This is a genomic window from Kitasatospora sp. NPDC059088 (genome assembly GCF_042738155.1).
Lineage (GTDB): Bacteria > Actinomycetota > Actinomycetes > Streptomycetales > Streptomycetaceae > Kitasatospora.
The window spans coordinates 22,262-25,449 of sequence record NZ_JBHYGR010000138.1; the positions used below are offsets into that span (position 1 = coordinate 22,262).

The 3,188-nt window shown below is 71.4% G+C and carries 2 protein-coding genes; one reads left to right on the forward strand and one right to left on the reverse strand.

Translation table 11 applies throughout. The features are described 5' to 3' along the window. Window positions 1-176: 176 nt before the first annotated feature. On the reverse strand, window positions 177-410 hold the full coding sequence (locus tag ACFWXO_RS38005; protein WP_375889296.1) for a hypothetical protein: 234 nt from the start codon (window positions 408-410) through the stop codon (window positions 177-179). Between the two features lie 538 nt (window positions 411-948). On the opposite strand from ACFWXO_RS38005, the gene ACFWXO_RS38010 reads away from it, so the two are divergent. After that, entirely contained in the window at window positions 949-3,060 is a 2,112-nt protein-coding gene (locus ACFWXO_RS38010; protein ID WP_380529964.1) for a type IIA DNA topoisomerase subunit B, read from the forward strand. Window positions 3,061-3,188 lie beyond the last annotated feature (128 nt).

Sequence of the window (3,188 nt, forward strand, 5' to 3'; positions counted from 1 at the left end):
GGGCGCGGGGGCGGGCGGGGGGGGGGGGGGGGGGCGCGAGGGGGGGGGGGGGGGGGGGCGCGCGGGGGGGGGGGGGGGCGCCCCCCCCCGCGCCCCCCCCCCCCGGGCCTCCCCGGTCGCGCGCGGTGCGCGGCCGGACACAGCTCGACGCTGGCTGCTGGTGGCGGCGCCTGGGATCAGCGCTCTTCTTCGGCGGCCGTCGCGGTGGTGCTGGTGGTGAGACGGCCGCTCTCGTCCTGTATCTCCACGGCGATCTTCTTGAGCTCCGGCTCGAACTTCCGGCCGTGGTGGGCGCAGAAGAGCAGCTCTCCGCCGCTGGCGAGTACGACGCGCAGGTAGGCCTGGGCGCCGCAGCGGTCGCAGCGGTCCGCCGCGGTGAGCGGGCTCGCAGGTGTCAGAACAGTAGTCACGTCGCCTCTTCTCTAGCTCGACGAGCTGTCGTACCAGGGTCAACATCCAACCAGGCCGAAAACGTTCCCGCTCGTGGCTTTTCTTCTCTGAGGATTCTGCTGTGTTGATGAGGAGGTGCCCCGGGCGTCGGTGGTTCATGCGTACCGAATCCCGGGATCCGCCCGTCGCTCGAACGTCCGATCGGGACCGGGGTCGAGGTCCGCGTAGCATAATCCTCTGCCGGGTTGGAGCATAAGCCCCGTCCCGGGCCCCGGTAGCCTGCATAACGGCAGTTCCGGAGCCTGTGCCGGACCCCACGATCCGCCAGGACCGGTGGTACCGGGAGGAGATGGCGCCCCCGGGGCCCAAGCCCGGGCGCGGTCCTTGTTCGCGCAGCGCGTACAAGCTGCGCGGGGCCGGCCCGCCGTGCTGTGCACCCGTCGCAGGGGTGCGAGCACACAGAGCGACGACTGTCGGTGCGGCGTGCTGCACTGGCGGTTGGTCCGGATGCGTCCGGATGTGACCGATGAGACAGAACTTCACCGAGGAGAGTGCCGCGTGAGTGCCGAAACGACCGTGCCGTCCGCGCTGCTGGCCGGCGACGACGGTTCCAACTACACCGCGCGGCACCTGCTCGTCCTGGAAGGCCTGGAGGCCGTCCGCAAGCGCCCCGGCATGTACATCGGCTCCACGGACAGCCGCGGCCTGATGCACTGCCTCTGGGAGATCATCGACAACTCGGTGGACGAGGCGCTGGGCGGCTACTGCGACCGGATCGAGGTGCTGCTGCACCCGGACTCCTCGGTGGAGGTCCGCGACAACGGCCGCGGCATCCCGGTGGACGTCGAGCCCAAGACCGGGCTGTCCGGCGTCGAGGTCGTGATGACCAAGCTGCACGCCGGCGGCAAGTTCGGCGGCGGCTCCTACGCGGCCTCCGGCGGTCTGCACGGCGTCGGCGCCTCGGTCGTGAACGCGCTCTCCGCGCGGCTGGACGTCGAGGTCGACCGCAGCGGCCACACCCACGCGATCAGCTTCCGCCGCGGCACCCCCGGCATCTTCACCGAGGCCAGCCCGGACGCGCCCTTCGAGCCCGCCAACGGCACCACCAGGACCCGCAAGGTGCCCAAGACCCGCACCGGCACCCGGATCCGTTACTGGGCCGACCGGCAGATCTTCCTCAAGGACGCCAAGCTCTCCCTGGAGCACCTGCACAACCGCGCCCGGCAGACGGCCTTCCTCGTCCCCGGCCTGACCATCGTCGTGCGTGACGAGCGGCTCACCGAGAGCGAGCAGGTCGAGGAGTCGGTCTTCCACTACGACGGCGGCATCGCCGAGTTCTGCGAGTTCCTGGCCCCCGACAAGCCGGTCAGCGACGTGGTGCGGCTGCAGGGCGAGGGCACCTTCAAGGAGACCGTGCCGGTCCTGGACGACCTCGGCCACATGACCCCGACCGAGGTGACCCGCCACCTCGGCGTGGACATCGCGCTGCGCTGGGGCACCGGGTACGACACCACCCTGCGCTCGTTCGTCAACATCATCGCCACCCCCAAGGGCGGCACCCACGTCACCGGCTTCGAGCGCTCGCTGGCCAAGACCGTCAACGAGGCGCTGCGCGGCGCCAAGCTGCTGCGCGTCGCCGAGGACGACATCACCAAGGACGATGCCACCGAGGGCCTCACCGCCGTGGTCACCGTCCGGCTCGCCGAGCCGCAGTTCGAGGGCCAGACCAAGGAGGTGCTCGGCACCTCGGCGGCCAACCGGATCGTCGCGGCCGTCGTCGCCAAGGAGCTCAAGGCCTTCCTCACCTCGGCCAAGAAGGACCAGAAGCAGCAGGCCCGGGCCGTGCTGGAGAAGGTCGTCGCGGCCGCCCGCACCCGGGTCGCCGCCCGGCAGCACAAGGAGGCCCAGCGCCGCAAGACCGCGCTGGAGACCAGCTCGCTGCCCGCCAAGCTGGCCGACTGCCGCAGCGACGACGTCGACCGCAGCGAACTGTTCATCGTCGAGGGCGACTCCGCGCTCGGCACCGCCAAGCTCGCCCGCAACTCCGAGTTCCAGGCGCTGCTACCGATCCGCGGCAAGATCCTCAACGTGCAGAAGGCGTCGGTGAGCGACATGCTCAAGAACGCCGAGTGCGCCGCGATCATCCAGGTGATAGGGGCCGGCTCGGGCCGCACCTTCGACATCGACCAGGCCCGCTACGGCCGTGTGATCTTCATGGCCGACGCCGACGTCGACGGCTCGCACATCCGCACCCTGCTGCTGACCCTCTTCCACCGCTACATGCGGCCGATGGTCGAGCAGGGCCGGGTCTTCGCCGCCGTCCCGCCGCTGCACCGGATCGAGCTCACCAGCCCCAAGCGCGGCCAGGAGAAGTACCACTACACCTACTCCGACGCCGAGCTGCGCTCCACCCTGCTGGAGTTCCAGCGCAAGGGGCAGCGCTGGAAGGAGCCGGTGCAGCGGTACAAGGGCCTGGGCGAGATGGACGCCGACCAGCTGGCCGAGACCACCGTGGACCCGCGCCACCGCACCCTGCGCCGGATCAACCTGGGCGACCTGGAGCAGGCCGAGAAGATCTTCGACCTGCTGATGGGCAACGACGTCGCCCCGCGCAAGGAGTTCATCGTGGACTCGGCGGCCACCCTGGACCGCTCCCGCATCGACGCCTGACGCGGCCGGCCGACGGGGGGGGCCCCCCCCCCGGGGGGGGGCCCCCCCCCCCGCGGTTGCCCCCCGGGTCCACCCCCGCGCCCAACAGCGGGGCGCGCCGGGTACCGAGCGGCGGGGAGGTGAGCAAC